Consider the following 17,172-nt stretch of genomic DNA (forward strand, 5'->3'; position numbering starts at 1 on the left):
GATTTAACCGCCCTGACTCCACCAGACCGGCAATTGATAGCCAAATATGGGTGTTTTTTCCGGATGTTTTAGTCTCTTGGCAAATGCGATCCACTGCTCGGAGTTATGCTGGAACGGCACCATATAGTTTCCGGAGATCAATAGACGGTCGAGCGCGCGCACTGCGGCGACGAAATCTTCCTTCTCGCGCGCCTTGAGCATAGCGTCGATCATCGCGTCGACAGCGGGGCTGGAAACGCCAGCCAGATTGAACGAGCCGGGCTTCTGGGCGGCGGACGAGCCCCAGCGGCCGATCTGCTCGATACCTGGCGACAGCGTGCCGGTGAAGCCTGTCACACCGATCAGAGCGTCGAATTCAAAGGCCTGCTTGCGTGACTGGATCTGGTCGGCCTCAAGTGCGCGGATGGTAACTGCGATGCCCAGCTTTTCCAGCGTGCGCTGATAAAGCGCGGCAAGTCGTTGCTCGGCTTCGGACGAGGTCAGGATCTCGAAGGCGAAGGGCTTGCCTTCGGCATCGAACATCTTGCCGCCCTGCAAGGTGTAGCCGGCATTCTTGAACAGCTCGAAGGCCTGTTTCATTACCTTGCGGTCCTGGCCGGAGCCGTCGGTGACGGGCGGGCGCCAGGAGCCGTCCATGATGTCGGGGCGCACCGCGTCGGGGAAGGGCGCCAGCAGCGCCTTTTCCTTGTCGTTGGCGGGCACGCCATAGGCCGAAAGTTCCGAACCCTGCCAGTAGCTGACGGTGCGTTCGTACTTGCCGGCGAACAGGTTGCGATTGGCCCATTCGAAGTCGTAAAGCATGCCGAGCGCCTGGCGAACCTGCGGGTTGGCGAATTTTGGCAGCCGGGTGTTGAACATGAAGCCGGTGACGACGGGCGGCAGGCCGCTCTTGAAGGTCTCGGCGACGATGTCGCCGTTCTTGAAGGCGGGGAAATCGAAGCCGCGTTCGCGCTTGACCGGATCAGCCTCGGTAAAGGTGTCGCAGATGCCCTTCTTGAACGCTTCGAACTGGGCTGCGGCGTTGAGGAAATACTCGATGGTGATCTGGTCGTAATTGTCGAAGCCACGCTTGGACGGGATGTCGCGAGCCCAGTATTCGGGATTGCGCTTGAAGACGATGCGTTCGCCAGGCTTGACCTCGGCAACCGTATAGGGGCCGCTGCCGACGAGCGGCTTCAGCGTGGTCTGGTCGAAGGTATCCTTGGAAAAGGCATGCTTGGGCACGATCGGCGTTAGTGCGATGATCAGCGGGAATTCGCGATCGGCCTTGTCGTTGAAGGTGAAGCGGACGCTGTTGTCGCCAGTCTTTTCGATCTTTTCGATCTTGGCCATGCGGTCGCTGTAGGGAGGGCGTCCTTTTTCGGTGAAGACCTCATAGGTGAAGATGACATCGTCGGGGGTGATCTGCTGGCCGTCAGACCACTTGGCATTGGGGTCGAGGTTGAACTCGATCCATTTGCGCTCGGGGTCGATGTCGACCGATTTGGCAGTCAGCCCGTAGATGCTGAAGGCCTCGTCGGCGTTGCGCTGCATCAGCGATTCGAAGACGAGATTGCCGTAGATCGTGTCGATCATGCCGCGCGCTGTGGTGCGCAGGCTCTTGATGATGAACGGGTTGAGATTGTCGAAACTGCCGATGACGCAATAGGTGATCTTGCCGCCCTTTGGGGCATCCGGATTGGCGTAGGGAAAGTTCTTGAAATCGGCCGGCAGGGCAGGCGTACCATGCATGGACAGGCCGTGAACGGGCTCGGCCAGGGCGGCGCGCGGCGCCAGGATTGCTATGGCGGCGGTTGCGACCAGCAGCGAAAGAGTGCGTCTCACGACGATTCTCCACGAATTCGGGGAAGCTTTGATGATTCGAAGCGTAGCGCAGGCTTATGCGGCCCGTCCATTGCTGGCTCAAGGCACAAGAAATGCGTGCAAACAGGCTGGATTCGCGGCTCGCGGCAGTGTAACACGCGCGGCGAAGTCATGCTGTTGCCTCATTTGCCCAACAGGTAGCGTCGACACACGGCTTGGGCCGGTTCCGGGATTGTTTGAGAGGAATTCATGAAGATGACGAGCCAGAAATTCGACGGTCTCCGCCTGTCGGCCTTGGCGGCTGGCGTTGCCGGTCTGCTGGCGTCGGGCCTTGCGCCGGCCGCTGCACAGCAGCAGCAGGTGCCGCAGGGCTGGTTCAAGGCCTGCTCCAAGCAGGCTGACGTCGACATCTGCAACGTGCAGAACATCCTGACCGCAAGCAACGGCCAGTTGGTCACCGGCATCTCGATGATCGAGCTCAAGGGCAAGGTCAATCGCAAGGTGTTCCAGGTCACCGTGCCGAGCGGCCGCCTCATTCCTCCGGGAATCGGCCTGCAGGTCGATGGCGCCAAGGCACAGAAGCTGGAATATGTGATCTGCTTCCCTGACCGTTGCGTCGCCGAGATCGCCCTGACCGACGCGCTCGTCGGCTCGTTCAAGAAGGGCACCGACCTGACGCTGACCTCGATCAACTTCCAGAATCAGCCGAACCCGATCAAGGTTTCGCTGTCGGGCTTCACTGGCGCCTTCGACGGCGAGCCGCTGAAGCAGTCGGATCTGGAAGACCGCCAGAAGAAGCTTCAGGAGTTCGTCTCGAAGAACAACGAGGACTTCGCCAAGAAGCTCAAGGAAGAGCAGGACAAGGCCAAGACGGCCAACTGATCGACCTGACCTGACTGCAATGAAAAAGCGGGGTTTTGGCCCCGCTTTTTTTGTTTGATATCAAGTGCTTGCGTCTAGTGGCTGCTGCGCGCTTTAGGTGCATAGTGGCCGTCCGCGGTCTTGTCGAAATACTCGCCCACTTGCGGATGCCGGAGCGGCTCACCGGAACTGTCCTCGAGCAGGTTCTGCTCGGAAACGTAGGCGACGTATTCGGTCTCCGAATTCTCCGCCAGCAGGTGATAGAAAGGCTGGTCGCGCCGCGGCCGCACTGCGGCGGGGATCGCGTCGTACCACTCCTCGGTGTTGGCGAATTCGGGGTCGACGTCAAAGATCACGCCGCGGAACGGGAAGACCCGGTGCCGCACCACCTGTCCGATCGAGAACTTTGCCGTCTTCATGGATCACCTGCGCCGCGCGAGATCTGCCAAATCACACGCGCTTTCAATCGCTTAGGACACGTTTGAGGTGGATAGAGCTCTCCGCCCCCGCCGATCGTGTCCTTCCAACTTCCTATTTGGCGCAGCAAGGCAGCTATTTCAATGGCATAGCGGCTTGACGGGCGGTTCGGCCGCACGATACCGGCTGTTGTCATTATGCTCCATCGCGCAGCCGTTGCCCGCCAGGCGGCGAATGCGCCTTTTCCAGCACGCCAAGCGGGAAAGTGCCGATGTCTGAGGTGATCGGTCTGGTCTTGCCCTTCTTCGGGCTGATCTTCATGGGATTTGTCGTTGCCCGCATCACCAGGCAGCCGCTGGAGGCACTCGGCTGGATGACGACCTTCATCGTCTATGTCGCGCTGCCGGCGCTGTTTTTCCAACTGCTGGCCAAGACGCCGTTCGAGCGGCTGACCGAATGGAGCTACATATCAGGCGCAGTGTTCTCGACCTTCGTCATCTTCACGCTGATGTTTGCGGCTTCCTGCATCAGGGCGCGCGGTGAGATCGCCGAATCGACGATAAAGGGGCTGGCCTCGGCCTATGGCAATATCGGCTACATGGGGCCCGGACTTGCCTTGCTTGCCTTCGGCGAGGAAGCAGCGGTGCCTGTTGCGCTGATCTTCTGCTTCGAAAACATCATGCATTTCACCATAGCGCCCATGATGATGGCGCTGGCAGGCGACGAGCCGCGCTCGCCGTCGAGCGTTGCAATCGACGTGGTCAGGAAGATCGCCTTCCACCCTTTCATCATCGCGACCGCGGTCGGTGTGCTCGCGGCCTATACGGAGTTCCGGCCGCCGCTGCCGGTCGAGCGGTTCCTCGAGTACCTTTCGCGGGCGGCCGCACCATGCGCCTTGTTTGCCATGGGCGTGACGCTGGCGCTGCGACCCTTGAAGCGGGTGCCGCACGAGATGGTGCCGATCGCGCTGCTGAAGCTGATCGTGCATCCGCTGCTGTGCTATGTCGTTCTGAGCTGGGTCGGCAATTTCTCGCCCGTCTGGCTGTTCTCGGCCATGCTCATGGCAGCATTGCCGACGGCGACCAATGTCTTCGTCATCGCCCAGCAATATGGCGTATGGGTCGAGCGCGCGTCTGCGAGTGTGCTCGTCACAACCTGCGCGTCGGTGCTGACCGTGACCGGACTGTTGTATATGATCCAGCACGGCATCTTGCCGCCGGATCTTTTCCCATAAAACTCAGTCGGTGGAAGCCTCGTGCGTACGGCGCGGCGAACGCAGACCCGCGAAGACTGACGAAAATCCGCTGCCCGGACGCAAGCCTTCGCGCATGAAGAAAGCGCGGAGCGGCGAGAAACCGCCGAGCACGTTAAGGCCGGCGCTGCGCGCCAGCTGTGCCGGCAGCATGTCTGACAACAGCGACCTATTGAGCAGGTTGACCGCGCTGGTGCGGGCGAGAATGTCGGGGCGCCGCGCCGAATCGTAGGCTGCCAGTGCTTCTGCAGAGCCAGCATCGTCGCGGTGTTTCGATGCGATTTCAACGAGCTGATCGACATCCCTGATGCCGAGATTGAGCCCTTGCGCGCCGATCGGCGGGAACACATGCGCGGCTTCGCCGACAAGGGCAACACGGTTCTGGGCGAAGCGCTGCGGCAAGGATGTCGACAACGGGTAGATCTGGCGACCGCCCTCGACGGTGACGCGACCGAGCATCGACTGCATCTGCTGTTCGACGCGTGGCGACAGTGCATCGTCGTCGAGGCTGGCGAATTCCTCGGCCGTTTCGGGCCTGAGCACCCAGACGAGGCTGGAGCGGCGGCCGGGCAGCGGCACCTGGGTGAACGGCCCGGTTTCGGTGTGGAACTCGGTCGAAGTGAAGGCGTGGTCGCGGCTGTGGGCGAAATTCAGCACCAAAGCGGCCTGCGGCAGCGAGTGCGCCGACGCCGAAATGCCGGCTGCCTGGCGGGCAGGCGAATTGCGGCCGTCAGCGGCTACAGCCAATGTCGCTTCGACTGTGGTGCCGTCTGACAGCGCGGCAATCGCGCTGTTCTGCCCGAGCGCCCAATTGTCGACCATTGCTCGGCGCCATTCGATGGCTGGATGGGCCTCCACCGTTCTTTCGAGAACGGCGTTGAAAACGCGGTTCTGGAAATTGAGGCCGAAATGCTCTTCGCCGATCTCGCTGGCGCGGAATGTGACGATGGGACTGCGGATCAGCCGCGACGTACCGTCGATGATGCGCATCACCTTCAGCGGCGCGGCGTCAGCTTCGATCGATTCGAGCACGCCGAGCCTGGCCAGGAATTTCAGGGCGGGCACCATCAGAGCCGTGGTGCGGCCGTCGTCGGCGCGGGCCGGCGGTCCGGCAAGGACGACGCCGAAGCCAGCCTCTGCAAAGGCCAGCGCAGATATCAGCCCCACCGGACCCGTTCCGGCCACCAGAATGTGGTGTCTCGTGTCGACGCTCATCGGCCGTCCATGCTGTGTCCCGGTGCCATTCCGGCACCTCAGTTATCCCGTATATTGCAGAGCTAAGCCATTGATCAACGCGGCGATTCATCCCATTCGGTCGCAATCGCACATCCCGGCCCAATTTCAACCGGCCTGGCATGGCGTCGTCCGCTCACGCCGCAGTGGATGAAGCAGGTCTGGTGCTGCAACGGGACATTTTCAGCTTGGCTTTCGTCTTGTCTGGAAAGCGGTGCTGCTATTAAGTGCCGAATGGCAGGGAGACTTTCAGTGGCAAACAGGACGGCACGATGACTGGAGAATTCGTGCAGTCGTGTGGCAACAGATTGTCACCATATGCTTGGTCATGTTTGTCCATTCGGCTCAATTCTGCAAAATGATTGGCGGGAAACGTGAAGCCTAAGAAAGTCACATGGCCACAGGCGCGGGCCTTTTCGGTCCATCTTCTCACCGCATCGGGTTCGTTCCTCGCCTTCCTGTCGCTGGTTGCGGCGAGTGAAGAGCGCTGGACGGCGATGTTCTGGTGGCTGGGGCTCGCTCTTTTCGTCGACGGCATCGACGGGCCGATCGCGCGCAAGCTCGAGGTCAAGGAAATCCTGCCGACATGGTCGGGCGAACTGCTCGACAACATCATCGACTACGTCACCTACGTGCTGATCCCGGCCTTTGCGCTCTACCAGAGCGGCTTCATGGGCGAGGGGCTGTCGTTCCTGTCAGGCGCGATCATCGTGGTGTCGAGCGCGATCTATTATGCCGACACCGGCATGAAGACGAAGGAGAACTTCTTCAAGGGTTTTCCCGTCGTCTGGAACATGGTGGTGTTCACGCTGTTCGTCATCGAGCCTGGACAATGGGTGTCGTTCGCGGTGGTCGTCATCGCAGGCATACTGACCTTCGTGCCAATGAATTTCCTCCACCCGGTTCGCGTCGTCAGGCTCAGGAACATAAACCTGCCGATGACACTGATCTGGTGCGCGTTTGGCGGCGTGGCGCTATGGCAACACATGGATGCCAGCGAATGGGTCAAGATCGGCATTGCGATCAGCGGCCTCTACCTGTTCTTCATTGGCGGCGTGATGCAGTTCTTCCCCAATCTCGGCGGCAAGCCGGCAAGCGAGACATAGAAGGACTGAAGACGTGCCCAAAGCCATACGCGTCCATGCCCATGGCGGTCCCGAAGCGCTGACCTACGAAGAGGCGGACGTCGGCCGGCCAGGCCCCGGTCAGGCGCTCATCCGCCACACCGCCATCGGCCTGAATTTCATCGACGTCTATTTCCGCACCGGGCTTTACCCGGCGCCGGCAGGCATGCCGGTGATTCCGGGTGGCGAGGCAGCCGGCGTGGTGGTCGAACTGGGTGACGGCGTCGACTGGCTCAAGGTCGGCGATCGCATTGCCTATGCCGTGCCGACCGGTGCGTATTGCGAGGAACGGGTGATTGCTGCCGACAGGCTGGTCAGGGTGCCCGATGGCATCGGCGACGAGCAGGCCGCGGCGATGATGTTGAAGGGCATGACCGCCGAATACCTGTTGTTGCGTACGTTCAAGGTCAAGGCCGGGGACACCGTTCTATATCATGCCGCGGCTGGCGGCGTCGGCCTGATCCTCGGGCAGTGGGCGAAACACCTTGGTGCAACGGTCATCGGCACGGTGGGCTCGGACGACAAGGGTGAGCTTGCCAGGGCGAATGGCTTCGACCACATTATCAATTACCGCGATCGGGATTTCGTCGCTGAGGTTGCCGCCATCACCGGCGGCAGGAAATGCGACGTGGTCTACGATTCAGTCGGCAACGATACCTTTCCCTGTTCGCTCGATTGCCTGCGGCCGCTGGGAACATTCGTCAGCTTTGGCCAGTCGTCCGGGCCGATCCCGCCATTCAGCATTTCGCTGCTCGCGCAAAAGGGCTCGCTCTATGCAACGCGACCGACACTTTTCGCCTATAATGCGAAGCGTGAAGATCTGGTCCGCTCGGCCGAGGCGCTGTTCGATGTCGTGCTCAAGGGGGCGGTCGATATCAGGATCAACCAGCGTTATGCGCTACGCGACGTGGCACAGGCTCATGCCGATCTGGAAGGCCGCAAGACGACGGGGACGACCGTACTTATCCCTTGAGTTTTCGCTAGAATTCTTGAAGCTCTTTCAACTTCTGACATGCTTTGCGCCGGGAGCAGGACGCGCCTACCATGCTCCCGGGAACATAATAAAGAACTGACATGGGAGGCGTTGTGGACACAACCCCTTTAGCCAATGGTCGGAACCTGCTTGAGGTTCGCGGCCTGACGAAGATATTCGGCACTCTGAAGGCGTGCGACCAGGTCGACCTGACCATCGCAAAGGGCGAAATCCATGCCCTGCTCGGTGAAAACGGCGCCGGCAAGTCGACGCTGGTAAAGATGCTGTTCGGCTCGCTGGAGCCCAATGCCGGCGAAATCCACTGGAACGGCCAGCCCGCCAGGATCACCAGCCCGGGCGTTGCAAAGAAACTCGGCATCGGCATGGTTTTCCAGCATTTTTCTCTGTTCGAGGCGCTGACAGCCGCGGAGAATATCGCGCTCTCGCTGGCCGACGATACACCCATCGGGACCATTGCCGCCAAGGCGCGTGCGCTGTCCTACAGCTACGGCCTGCCGCTCGATCCGGACTCCCTTGTCGGCGATCTCTCGGTCGGCGAACGCCAACGCATCGAGATCATACGTTGCCTGCTGCAGACACCTGACCTGATCATTCTCGACGAGCCGACTTCGGTGCTGACGCCGCAGGAAGCCGACAAGCTGTTCGAGACGCTGGAGCGCCTGCGCTCCGAGGGCAAGTCGATCCTCTACATCTCGCACCGCCTCGACGAAGTCCGCCGGCTCTGCGACAGCGCCACGATCATGCGACACGGCAAGGTTGTGGGCCACTGCAATCCCCGGCTCGAGACGCCGTCCTCGCTGGCGCGCATGATGGTCGGCACCGAGGTCAAGAATGCCGAGCGCACCACTGCTTCCGTGCGCGGCGAGGACCTGCTCAGCATCTGCGGCATGAGCCGCAAGCCGGCCGGGCCGTTCTCGATGCCGCTCAAGAACATCTGGCTGAGTGTCGCCGGCGGCGAGGTTATCGGCATTGCCGGTGTCGCCGGCAACGGCCAGGGCGAGCTGTTCGAGTCGATATCGGGAGAGGCGCTGCAGGAAAGTGCGGATGCCGTCCGCATTCGCGGCAAGTCGGCCGGGCGCATGGGCATATCGGCGCGCCGGCTGCTTGGTGCGGCCTTCGTGCCGGAGGAGCGCCTGGGTCATGGTGCGGCGCCGCGCATGCGGCTTTCCGACAACCTCCTGCTGTCGCGCCACGCCACCGACGGCAAAGCTTTTGTCGGTGATCTCGGGCTGGTCAAGTCGGGTGCGATCCAGAAGGCGGCGCAGCGCATCATCGAGGTGATGGACGTGCGCAAGAGCGCGCCCGATCCGGAAGCCGCAGCCCTTTCGGGCGGCAACCTGCAGAAATTCATCATCGGTCGCGAGCTCGACCGCAACCCGGCCGTGATGGTGGTCAACCAGCCGACATGGGGCGTCGATGCCGGTGCCGCCGCACGCATTCGCCAAGCGCTGATCGAACTTGCCCGCAACGGGTCGGCTGTGCTGGTGATTAGCCAGGATCTCGACGAATTGTTCGAAATCTCGGACGCCATCGCCGTCATGCACAATGGCGAGCTGTCCAAACCGATCCCGATCGCTGACGCCACGCTCGAACGCATCGGCCTGTTGATGGGCGGTGCCGAACCCGGCCACCTCGACCATGCGAAGGAGGTGGCGTGATGCGTATCGAACTCGTCAAGCGTCCCGAACGCTCCAAGCTGTTTGCGGCACTTTCACCCTTCATCGCGCTCGGGCTGACGCTTATTGCCGGCGCGATCATGTTCAGCCTGCTCGGCAAGAACCCGGTCGAGGCACTTTATTATTATTTCATCGACCCGCTGCGCGAGGTCTGGTCGCTGCATGAACTGGCGGTCAAGGCAGCGCCGCTGATCCTGATCGCCGTCGGCCTGTCGATTTGCTACCTCTCCAACAACTGGAACATCGGCGCCGAAGGCCAGTTCATCATTGGCGCCATCACCGGCTCGATCCTGCCGGTCATGTTCCCCGACTTCCAGTCGTGGATCGTGCTGCCGCTGATGCTTTTGATGGGCATTGCCGGCGGTGCCGCTTATGGCGCCATTCCGGCCTATCTCAAGGTGCGGTTCAACACCAACGAGATCCTGACCAGCCTGATGCTTGTCTATGTCGCGCAGCTGTTCCTCGACTGGATGGTTCGCGGACCCTGGCGCAACCCGGCAGGCATGAACTTCCCGGAGACGCGCACCTTCAGCCCAAGTGCCGTGCTGCCCGAGATCTGGTCGGCATCTGGCCGTGCCAACTGGGGTTTTGTCTTCGCCATCGTCGCGGCTATCGCGCTTTGGTTCATGCTGTCGCGTACCTTGAAAGGCTTTGAGGTGCTGGTGCTCGGGCAGAGCCCTCGCGCGGGACGTTTTGCCGGCTTCTCGCAATCGCGCATGGTGTTCTTCGCCTTCCTGGTCTCTGGCGGCCTTGCAGGCCTTGCCGGCATCTCGGAAGTCTCCGGCGCCATCGGCCAGCTCCGGCCGACTATTTCGCCCGGCTACGGCTTTGCGGCGATCATCGTTGCCTTCCTCGGACGCCTGAACCCGCTCGGCATCATCGCCGCTGGCCTGGTGTTGGCGCTGTCTTATCTGGGCGGCGAGGCGGCGCAGATATCGATCGGCGTGTCGGACAAGGTGGTTCGCGCCTTCCAGGGCATGCTGCTGTTCTTCGTGCTCGCTTGCGACACGCTCATTCTTTACCGCATCCGCTTTGTCGGCGCCTCTGCTGCAAAGACCGTGGAGGCCAGGCAAAATGTTTGAAGATATCCTGATTACGATTGCGACGGCGGCAACCCCGCTCTTGATCGCAGCCGTCGGCGAAGTGGTGGTCGAGCGCTCCGGCGTGCTCAATCTCGGCGTCGAGGGCATGATGGTGATGGGGGCGGTGACCGGCTTCGGCGTGGCGCTCGCCACTGAGTCTCCATGGCTCGGCGTGCTCGCCGCCATCATCGTCGGCGCGCTGTTTTCGCTGCTGTTCGGCTTCTTGACTCTGACGCTGGTGACCAACCAGGTGGCGACCGGCCTCGCGCTGACGCTGCTCGGTCTCGGCCTTGCCGGCATGCTAGGCGAGAGTTTCGTCGGCCTGCCCGGCATCAAGATGAGCTATCTCTACATTCCCGGCCTCAGCGACCTGCCCGTGGTAGGCAAGCTTCTGTTCGGCCAGGATCCGTTGTTCTACGTCTCGATCGCGCTGACCGCCGGCGTGGCCTACTTCCTGTTCCGCACCCGCGCCGGCCTGACCCTGCGCTCGATCGGCGACAACCATAGCTCGGCACATGCGCTCGGCATCAAGGTGATCGCCATCCGCTATATGGCGGTGATGTTCGGAGGCGCCTGCGCCGGTCTCGCCGGCGCCTACCTGTCGCTGGTCTATACGCCGCAATGGAACGAGAACATGACGGCCGGGCGCGGCTGGATCGCGCTGGCGCTTGTTGTCTTCGCGTCCTGGCGGCCATGGCGGGTGCTTGCGGGCGCCTATCTTTTCGGGGCGGTTTCGATCGGCCAGCTGCATGCCCAGGCACTAGGCATCGGCGTGCCATCGCAACTGCTTTCTTCGCTACCCTATCTGGCGACCATCGTTGTCCTTGTGCTGATTTCGCGCAACAGGCGACTGACGATGGTGAACACACCGGCTTCATTGGGGCGGCCGTTTGTGCCAGATCGCTAAGGACATGATTTCGACTCGAACCTGCATGGCGGTTTGAAGTAAAGATCATGTCTGTGGGACTATAAAATGATGGGATAGTGCCCCGGGCAACCACTAGAGGAACAAAAGTATGAAGAAGACAATTCTGTCGTTGGCAGCGGCTGCCGCCGTCATGTCGTTCGGCACCGTGGCGGCCGAGGCCAAGGTGAAGGCCTGCTGGATCTATGTCGGTCCGATCGGTGACTTCGGTTACTCTTACCAGCACCATCAGGGTCTGCTGGAAGCCAAGGCCAAGTTTGGCGACGAACTCGAAACCGCCTATCTCGAAAGCGTGCCGGAAGGTGCCGACGCCGAGCGTGCCATCGAGCGTTTCGCGCGTTCGGGCTGCAACATCATCTTCGCAACGTCCTTCGGCTACATGGACCCGCTCAACAAGGTCGCCGGCAAGTTCCCCGACGTGAAGTTCGAGCATGCCACCGGCTACAAGCGCGAGCATCCGAATGTCGCGACCTTCAACTCGAAATTCCATGAAGGCCGCTATATCCAGGGCGTGATCGCCGCCAAGGAATCAAAGACCGGTGTTGCCGGCTACATCGCCTCCTTCCCGATTCCGGAAGTGGTGATGGGCATCAACTCGTTCATGCTCGGCGCGCAGTCGGTCAACCCCGACTTCAAGGTCAAGGTGGTGTGGGCCAACACCTGGTTCGACGCCGGCAAGGAAGCCGACGCTGCCAAGGCGCTGATCGACCAGGGCGTCGACATCATCACCCAGCACACCGACTCGACCGCACCGATGCAGGTTGCGACCGAGCGCGGCATCAAGGCGTTCGGCCAGGCTTCCGACATGATCAAGTTCGGGCCGACCACGCAGCTGACCTCGATCGTCGACGACTGGGGTCCGTACTATATCGAGCGCATCAAGGAAGTCATCGACGGCACCTGGAAGCAGAGCGACGTCTGGGGCGGCATGAAGGAAGGCCACGTCGTCATGGCGGCCTATGCCAACATGTCGGACGAGACCAAGAAGCTGGCCGAGGAAACCGAAGCCAAGATCAAGTCGGGTTCCTTCAATCCGTTCACCGGCCCAGTCACCAAGCAGGACGGCACGGAATGGCTGAAGGCCGGCGAAGTGGCCCAAGATTCGGTGCTGCTCGGCCTGAACTTCTACGTCAAGGGCGTGGACGACAAGCTGCCGCAGTAAGCGGATCGATGACGGCGGCGAGACGTCTCGCGGTTCAAGGAAAGCCCCCGGTTATGCCGGGGGTTTTTCGTTTCAGGCGCCATGCATCTCGCGCCTAGTCCGAATGGACCTGTATGCCTGATGCCGCAAGGACATTTTGGGCCGATTGCAGCCAGCCTCGGGACGACCAATGAAGACGCGCGAATATATCTGCAGCTCGCACACGATCAGCGGCGTCATGCCAGGCAACCCCGTTGCTTCGCGCCATGGCTTTGTCGAGCGAGTCGAGGCCTGTGCTGCGGCCGGCTACACCGGCATGTGCCTGCATTTCCGCGACTATGCCGAGCAGCGGGCACGCGGATTCGGCGACGGTGAGCTTCGTGCCATCCTGGATGCGCATGGCATGAAGCATGTGTCGGTCGAGTTCCTGACCGACTGGTTCATGGACGGCGAGGCGGGACTCATCTCGCGCCGCAACGAGGAGACGGCATTTCGGGCGGCCACCGCCTTCGGCGCCAAGGTGGTCAATGTCGGGCCCGATCTCGGCGAGCGGGGCATCTCGCTTGCGACCATGCAGCAGAAATTCCGCGAGCTATGCGGCCGGGCGGCCGAACATGACGTGACGATCGCTTTGGAGTTGGTGGCCTGGGGCAATGTCCGGGACGTGGAGACTGCAGTGGCGATCATAGGCGACGCTCCCAATGCTGGGCTGGTCATCGATTCGTGGCACATCTTCCGCGCCGGCGTGGCGTTGGCCGATCTCAGGCGGATAGGCGCCGACAAAATCCTGTGCGTGCAGGTGAACGACGCAGACAGGATGCCGATCGGCCAACCCTCGACGGAGACCATGAACCGCAGGCTCTGCGGGCAGGGTGGCTTCGACCTCGCAGGTTTCGCGGCGACGCTTGAAGCAATGGGCGTCTCCGTCCCGTTCAGTGTGGAGGTGATCTCGCCTGACCTTGCTGCTCTCAGCCTGAATGAGGCGGCAGGAACGTCGTTCGACACGGCGAGAGATTGCTTTTCCTGAAGGTGCCGTCGCATTGAAATCTGGCGCTCGATGGTGGCGGTCGTGTTGCAGTCGACCAACCCCATCCAGACCCTTGGAACGGCAGCCGGAAGCTGCGTTTGCCTGCAATTGTCGTTAGTCCGTTCGAACGATGTTGCGGCCGCCACTGGCACGCATAAGCTGACCTCAAAATACCCCTCCTCGTCGGTGTGCCGGGCTTGCCCGCAGTGCAGGCAAGGCGGGTTCATAAGTGAAGTCAGGGAGGCGAGCTTATGCTCAGCGAAATACTGATCATCGTGATACGCGGAATGGCCATCGGGTCGATCTTCGCTACCATCGCGATGAGCTTCAATATCGTCCATGGCGCGACGAACATCTTCAACTTCGCCCAGGGCAACATGTTCATCCTCGGCGGTTTCGCTGCCTATTTCCTGGCCAATCAGGTCGGGCTCGGCCAGTGGAGCCTGATGCTGCTGCTGACGGGGCTCGGCATTGCCGCAATCGTCGCCTTCCAGGGCTACATCACGCTTTTGCCGCTGCGCTCGTCCGTCGAGCAGGACAGCTGGCTGATCTCTACAGTGTCGGTGTCGGTCATTGTCGCAGCATTGCTGATGATCACGCAGGGGCCATTCGCCTATTCGGTGCAAAGCATCGTTCCGAGCTTCCGTGTCCTTGGTACGCGCACGCCGGGTGCCTATGCGCTGGCGATTGGCGCGATGTTCTTCTGGTTTTTCGCGCTGCGCTACTTCCTGCGCCGCACCTTCATCGGCCTTGCCATCAGCGCGCTGTCACAGGATTTCGACGCCGCGCGCGCCGCTGGCCTGCCGGTGCGCCGACTGCAGCTCATCTCGTTTGCGATCAGCGGCCTGATGGTCGGAACCGTCGGTTTCCTGGTGGCGCCGGTCATCTCGGTCAGCCCCGACGCCGGCCTGAAATACGTGCTCAACGGCTTTGTCGCTGCCGTGGTCGGCGGCATCGGTTCCAACGCCGGCACTCTGATCGGCGGGCCGCTCGTGGGTGTGGTGGCGATGCTGACGGCCTACAAGGTCGGCGGCGCCTATCAGGACCTGGCGTCGCTGCTGGTGCTGGTGCTGATCCTGATGTTCCGGCCGCAAGGCCTGTTCGGGCGCGTCGGCGCAAGGCGGGTGTGACCATGCAGGCGACCGCAAACGTACAAACCGGACCTGTTTCCATGGCTCAAACCAAGCCGAAAGGCCGCTTTAACTCCGATCTGACACAGGTCTGGATCGGCGTGGCGCTGATCGCGATCACCGGCTTCGGCCCGGTGATCGCCGGCAACTCCTACTGGATCCACACCTTCCAGTTGGTCAACATCTATATCGCCGCCGCCATCTTCCAGAACATGCTGTTCGTTGATGCCGGCCAGAAGTCGTTCGGGCAGGGCGCCATCCTTGGCCTCGCCGCCTATGTCGCGGCGATCCTCTACGGCCTGCATGACTGGTCGTTTGCCGCGGCCTCGATGGGCGGCATCGTCGCTGCCATGCTCGGCGGCCTGCTGTTTGCCTTGCCAGCGCTGCGCGTCCAGGGCTTCCACCTGGGCTTCGTCACCATGAGTGCGGCGATCGTTTTCCCGCAACTGCTGGTGACGCTCGACAAATGGACCAACGGCATCAATGGCATCAGCGTCACGGTTCCGGCGCTGACCAACCCCGTCATATTCGGCATGTCGCCGCTGGCGATCGCAGTCGCCGTGTTCCCGATGATCGCGCTGTTCACGCATTATGGTATCCGCCGTTCGAAGCTCGGCCGCAGCATGTTTGTAGCGGCGCTGAGCCCGGAGGCAGCACGTTCACTCGGCATCAAGCCGGGCGTGATGCGTTTCCTTGCCTTCATCGTCGCGTCGATCGGCACCGGCATCTGCGGCATCCTCTACCTGCCGACGGTGGCCTTCGTCAGCCCCCAGGGCTTCAACATCGAGCTGTCCTTCGTCTTCTTCTTCGCCGTGGTCGTCGGCGGACGCGGACAGATGCTCGGGCCCATCATCGGTATCTGGATCGTCTACATCCTGCCGAACATCCTGCTGGCTGGTTTCGTTGAATACCGCCTGCTGATGTATGGCTGCCTGACGCTTCTCGCCGTGATGGCTTTCCCCGATGGCATCGTCGGCTCCGTCGAGCGCCTGCGCGCCAAGCGCAAGCAATCAGGCGGTGGCGAGCAGGCCTTCCGCATCGACGGCTTTCTGGCCGACCTGCAGGCAGGCAAGACGCTGCGCGAACCGAGCGAGGAAATCGCCGTCGAGGTGCGCAACGGCACCAAGAAGTTCGGCGAGGTGGTGGCCGTCAGCGCCGTCGACCTCAAGGTCCGCAAGGGTGAGGTCCATGGGCTGATCGGCGCCAACGGCTCGGGCAAGACCAGCCTGCTCAATGTGCTGAGCGGCCTGTCGCGCCTGAACACCGGCTCGTTCATGATCAATGGCGTCGACGCCACCAACTTGGCCGCCGACCGCATCGCCAATATGAGCCTCGGCCGCACCTTCCAGGCGCCGCGCATCTTCACCCAGCTGTCTCTGTGGGACAATCTGAAGATCGGCATGGACGCTCGTGTCGGCCCTGCCAGCGCCGATGTTACCGCACTCGCCAAGGCGATGGAGGAGAGCTTTGGCCAGGACAGCGCTAACCTTCTCTCGCATGGCCAGCGGCGTCTGGTGGAAGTGATGCGCACGGTGCTCAAGGAAGCGACCATCGTCTTGTTCGACGAGCCGGCCGCTGGCCTGTCGCAGAGCGAACGCACCAACTTCGCCAATCTGGTCAAGTTCCTGAGCCGCCAGATGGGCAAGACCGTCATCCTTGTCGAGCACGATCTCGACCTGGTGTGGGGCATTGCCGACACCATCACGGTGCTGGAACAGGGCCGCGTGGTTTCATCTGGCAAGCCGGACGTGGTCGCCAAGGACCCGGCAGTGCAACATATGTTCGTGGGGTCGCGCCATGCTTGAGGTCAAGAATCTGGTTGCAGGCTATGGCACCATCCCGGTGCTGCGCGATGTGTCGCTGACTGCCAAGGCGGGCGAAATCCTGCTCGTCGGCGGTGAAAACGGCGCTGGCAAGTCGACGCTGATGCGGGCTATCGCCGGCTTCAACAAACCCGACAGCGGCCAGATCCAGCTCGACGGCAAGTCGATCGGCGGGCAGGCCCCTGAAAAGATCGCGCAGTCGGGCTTGCGGCTGGTGCTCGACGGGCATCGGGTGTTTCCCGAACTCAGTGTATTCGACAATCTGCGCATGGGGGCCGCGGCCCGACGCGGTGATCGCGCGGGCTTCAACAATGCGGTCGAGGAGATCTACTCGGTCTTCCCGATCCTCAAGGAGAAGCAGAAACTCTACGCCCGTGATCTCTCGGGCGGCCAGCAGCAGATGCTGGCGCTCGGACAGGCCTTCATTGCCCAGCCCAAGGTGCTGCTCTGCGACGAGCCGTCGATGGGTCTTGCTCAGGCGCTGTTGCCGCCGATCCTCGCCTTCCTGCGTCGCTGGGCGCAGACCGGCACGGCGGTTGTCATCGTCGAGCAGCATCTGGCTGTAACCGCGCCCTATGCCGACCGCGCCATGATCATCGAGCGCGGTCAGGTGAAGTTCTCCTGCCTCGCTTCCGAACTGGACGAAAAGCTGAACGCTCCGGCTGACGCGGCGGAGTAACAGCG

15 protein-coding genes are annotated in these 17,172 nt (G+C 61.9%); 12 read left to right on the forward strand and 3 right to left on the reverse strand.

Translation table 11 applies throughout. The features are described from left to right. Window positions 1-3: 3 nt before the first annotated feature. The gene (locus tag DY201_RS15425; protein WP_115731951.1) at window positions 4-1,824 is read right to left on the reverse strand and encodes an extracellular solute-binding protein; all 1,821 of its coding nucleotides are present in this window, start codon (window positions 1,822-1,824) and stop codon (window positions 4-6) included. 234 nt (window positions 1,825-2,058) lie between these two features. Between DY201_RS15425 and DY201_RS15430 the strand changes: the two genes are divergently transcribed. Further along, window positions 2,059-2,685: an invasion associated locus B family protein gene (locus DY201_RS15430; protein WP_067966575.1), complete on the forward strand. Its 627-nt coding sequence runs from the start codon at window positions 2,059-2,061 to the stop codon at window positions 2,683-2,685. A 74-nt stretch (window positions 2,686-2,759) separates the two neighbouring features. Here the strand turns inward: DY201_RS15430 and hspQ are convergent, their stop codons facing one another. After that, window positions 2,760-3,083, reverse strand: coding sequence for a heat shock protein HspQ (hspQ, locus tag DY201_RS15435; protein WP_115731952.1), 324 nt, complete (start codon window positions 3,081-3,083; stop codon window positions 2,760-2,762). Window positions 3,084-3,352: 269 nt separating this feature from the next. Between hspQ and DY201_RS15440 the strand changes: the two genes are divergently transcribed. Next, the gene (locus tag DY201_RS15440; RefSeq protein WP_115731953.1) at window positions 3,353-4,315 is read left to right on the forward strand and encodes an AEC family transporter; all 963 of its coding nucleotides are present in this window, start codon (window positions 3,353-3,355) and stop codon (window positions 4,313-4,315) included. A gap of 3 nt (window positions 4,316-4,318) precedes the next feature. Here the strand turns inward: DY201_RS15440 and DY201_RS15445 are convergent, their stop codons facing one another. Then, complete coding sequence (locus tag DY201_RS15445; RefSeq protein WP_115731954.1) at window positions 4,319-5,548, reverse strand: UbiH/UbiF family hydroxylase; 1,230 nt, start codon at window positions 5,546-5,548, stop codon at window positions 4,319-4,321. 392 nt (window positions 5,549-5,940) lie between these two features. On the opposite strand from DY201_RS15445, the gene pcsA reads away from it, so the two are divergent. From pcsA to DY201_RS15495, 10 genes are all read left to right on the forward strand, one after another. Further along, complete coding sequence (gene pcsA, locus DY201_RS15450) at window positions 5,941-6,672, forward strand: phosphatidylcholine synthase (RefSeq protein ID WP_115731955.1); 732 nt, start codon at window positions 5,941-5,943, stop codon at window positions 6,670-6,672. A 13-nt stretch (window positions 6,673-6,685) separates the two neighbouring features. Then, window positions 6,686-7,663, forward strand: coding sequence for a quinone oxidoreductase family protein (locus tag DY201_RS15455; protein ID WP_115731956.1), 978 nt, complete (start codon window positions 6,686-6,688; stop codon window positions 7,661-7,663). A gap of 101 nt (window positions 7,664-7,764) precedes the next feature. Beyond that, a complete protein-coding gene (locus DY201_RS15460; protein ID WP_115731957.1) occupies window positions 7,765-9,342 on the forward strand; it encodes an ABC transporter ATP-binding protein in 1,578 nt (525 codons plus the stop codon). Continuing rightward, window positions 9,342-10,442, forward strand: coding sequence for an ABC transporter permease (locus tag DY201_RS15465; RefSeq protein ID WP_115731958.1), 1,101 nt, complete (start codon window positions 9,342-9,344; stop codon window positions 10,440-10,442). Before DY201_RS15460 ends, DY201_RS15465 begins: the two co-directional genes overlap by 1 nt. Further along, complete coding sequence (locus tag DY201_RS15470; protein WP_115731959.1) at window positions 10,435-11,349, forward strand: ABC transporter permease; 915 nt, start codon at window positions 10,435-10,437, stop codon at window positions 11,347-11,349. The genes DY201_RS15465 and DY201_RS15470 overlap by 8 nt, the downstream gene beginning before the upstream one ends. 109 nt (window positions 11,350-11,458) lie before the next feature. Further along, window positions 11,459-12,529, forward strand: coding sequence for a BMP family ABC transporter substrate-binding protein (locus DY201_RS15475; RefSeq protein WP_115731960.1), 1,071 nt, complete (start codon window positions 11,459-11,461; stop codon window positions 12,527-12,529). A gap of 169 nt (window positions 12,530-12,698) precedes the next feature. Further along, the gene (locus DY201_RS15480; protein ID WP_115731961.1) at window positions 12,699-13,535 is read left to right on the forward strand and encodes a sugar phosphate isomerase/epimerase family protein; all 837 of its coding nucleotides are present in this window, start codon (window positions 12,699-12,701) and stop codon (window positions 13,533-13,535) included. A 251-nt stretch (window positions 13,536-13,786) separates the two neighbouring features. After that, complete coding sequence (locus DY201_RS15485; RefSeq protein WP_115731962.1) at window positions 13,787-14,665, forward strand: branched-chain amino acid ABC transporter permease; 879 nt, start codon at window positions 13,787-13,789, stop codon at window positions 14,663-14,665. A gap of 41 nt (window positions 14,666-14,706) precedes the next feature. Beyond that, window positions 14,707-16,470, forward strand: coding sequence for a branched-chain amino acid ABC transporter ATP-binding protein/permease (locus DY201_RS15490; protein WP_115733820.1), 1,764 nt, complete (start codon window positions 14,707-14,709; stop codon window positions 16,468-16,470). Continuing rightward, window positions 16,463-17,167: an ABC transporter ATP-binding protein gene (locus tag DY201_RS15495; protein WP_115731963.1), complete on the forward strand. Its 705-nt coding sequence runs from the start codon at window positions 16,463-16,465 to the stop codon at window positions 17,165-17,167. The genes DY201_RS15490 and DY201_RS15495 overlap by 8 nt, the downstream gene beginning before the upstream one ends. Window positions 17,168-17,172 lie beyond the last annotated feature (5 nt).

It is taken from the genome of Aminobacter aminovorans (genome assembly GCF_900445235.1).
GTDB classification, from domain to species: domain Bacteria; phylum Pseudomonadota; class Alphaproteobacteria; order Rhizobiales; family Rhizobiaceae; genus Aminobacter; species Aminobacter aminovorans.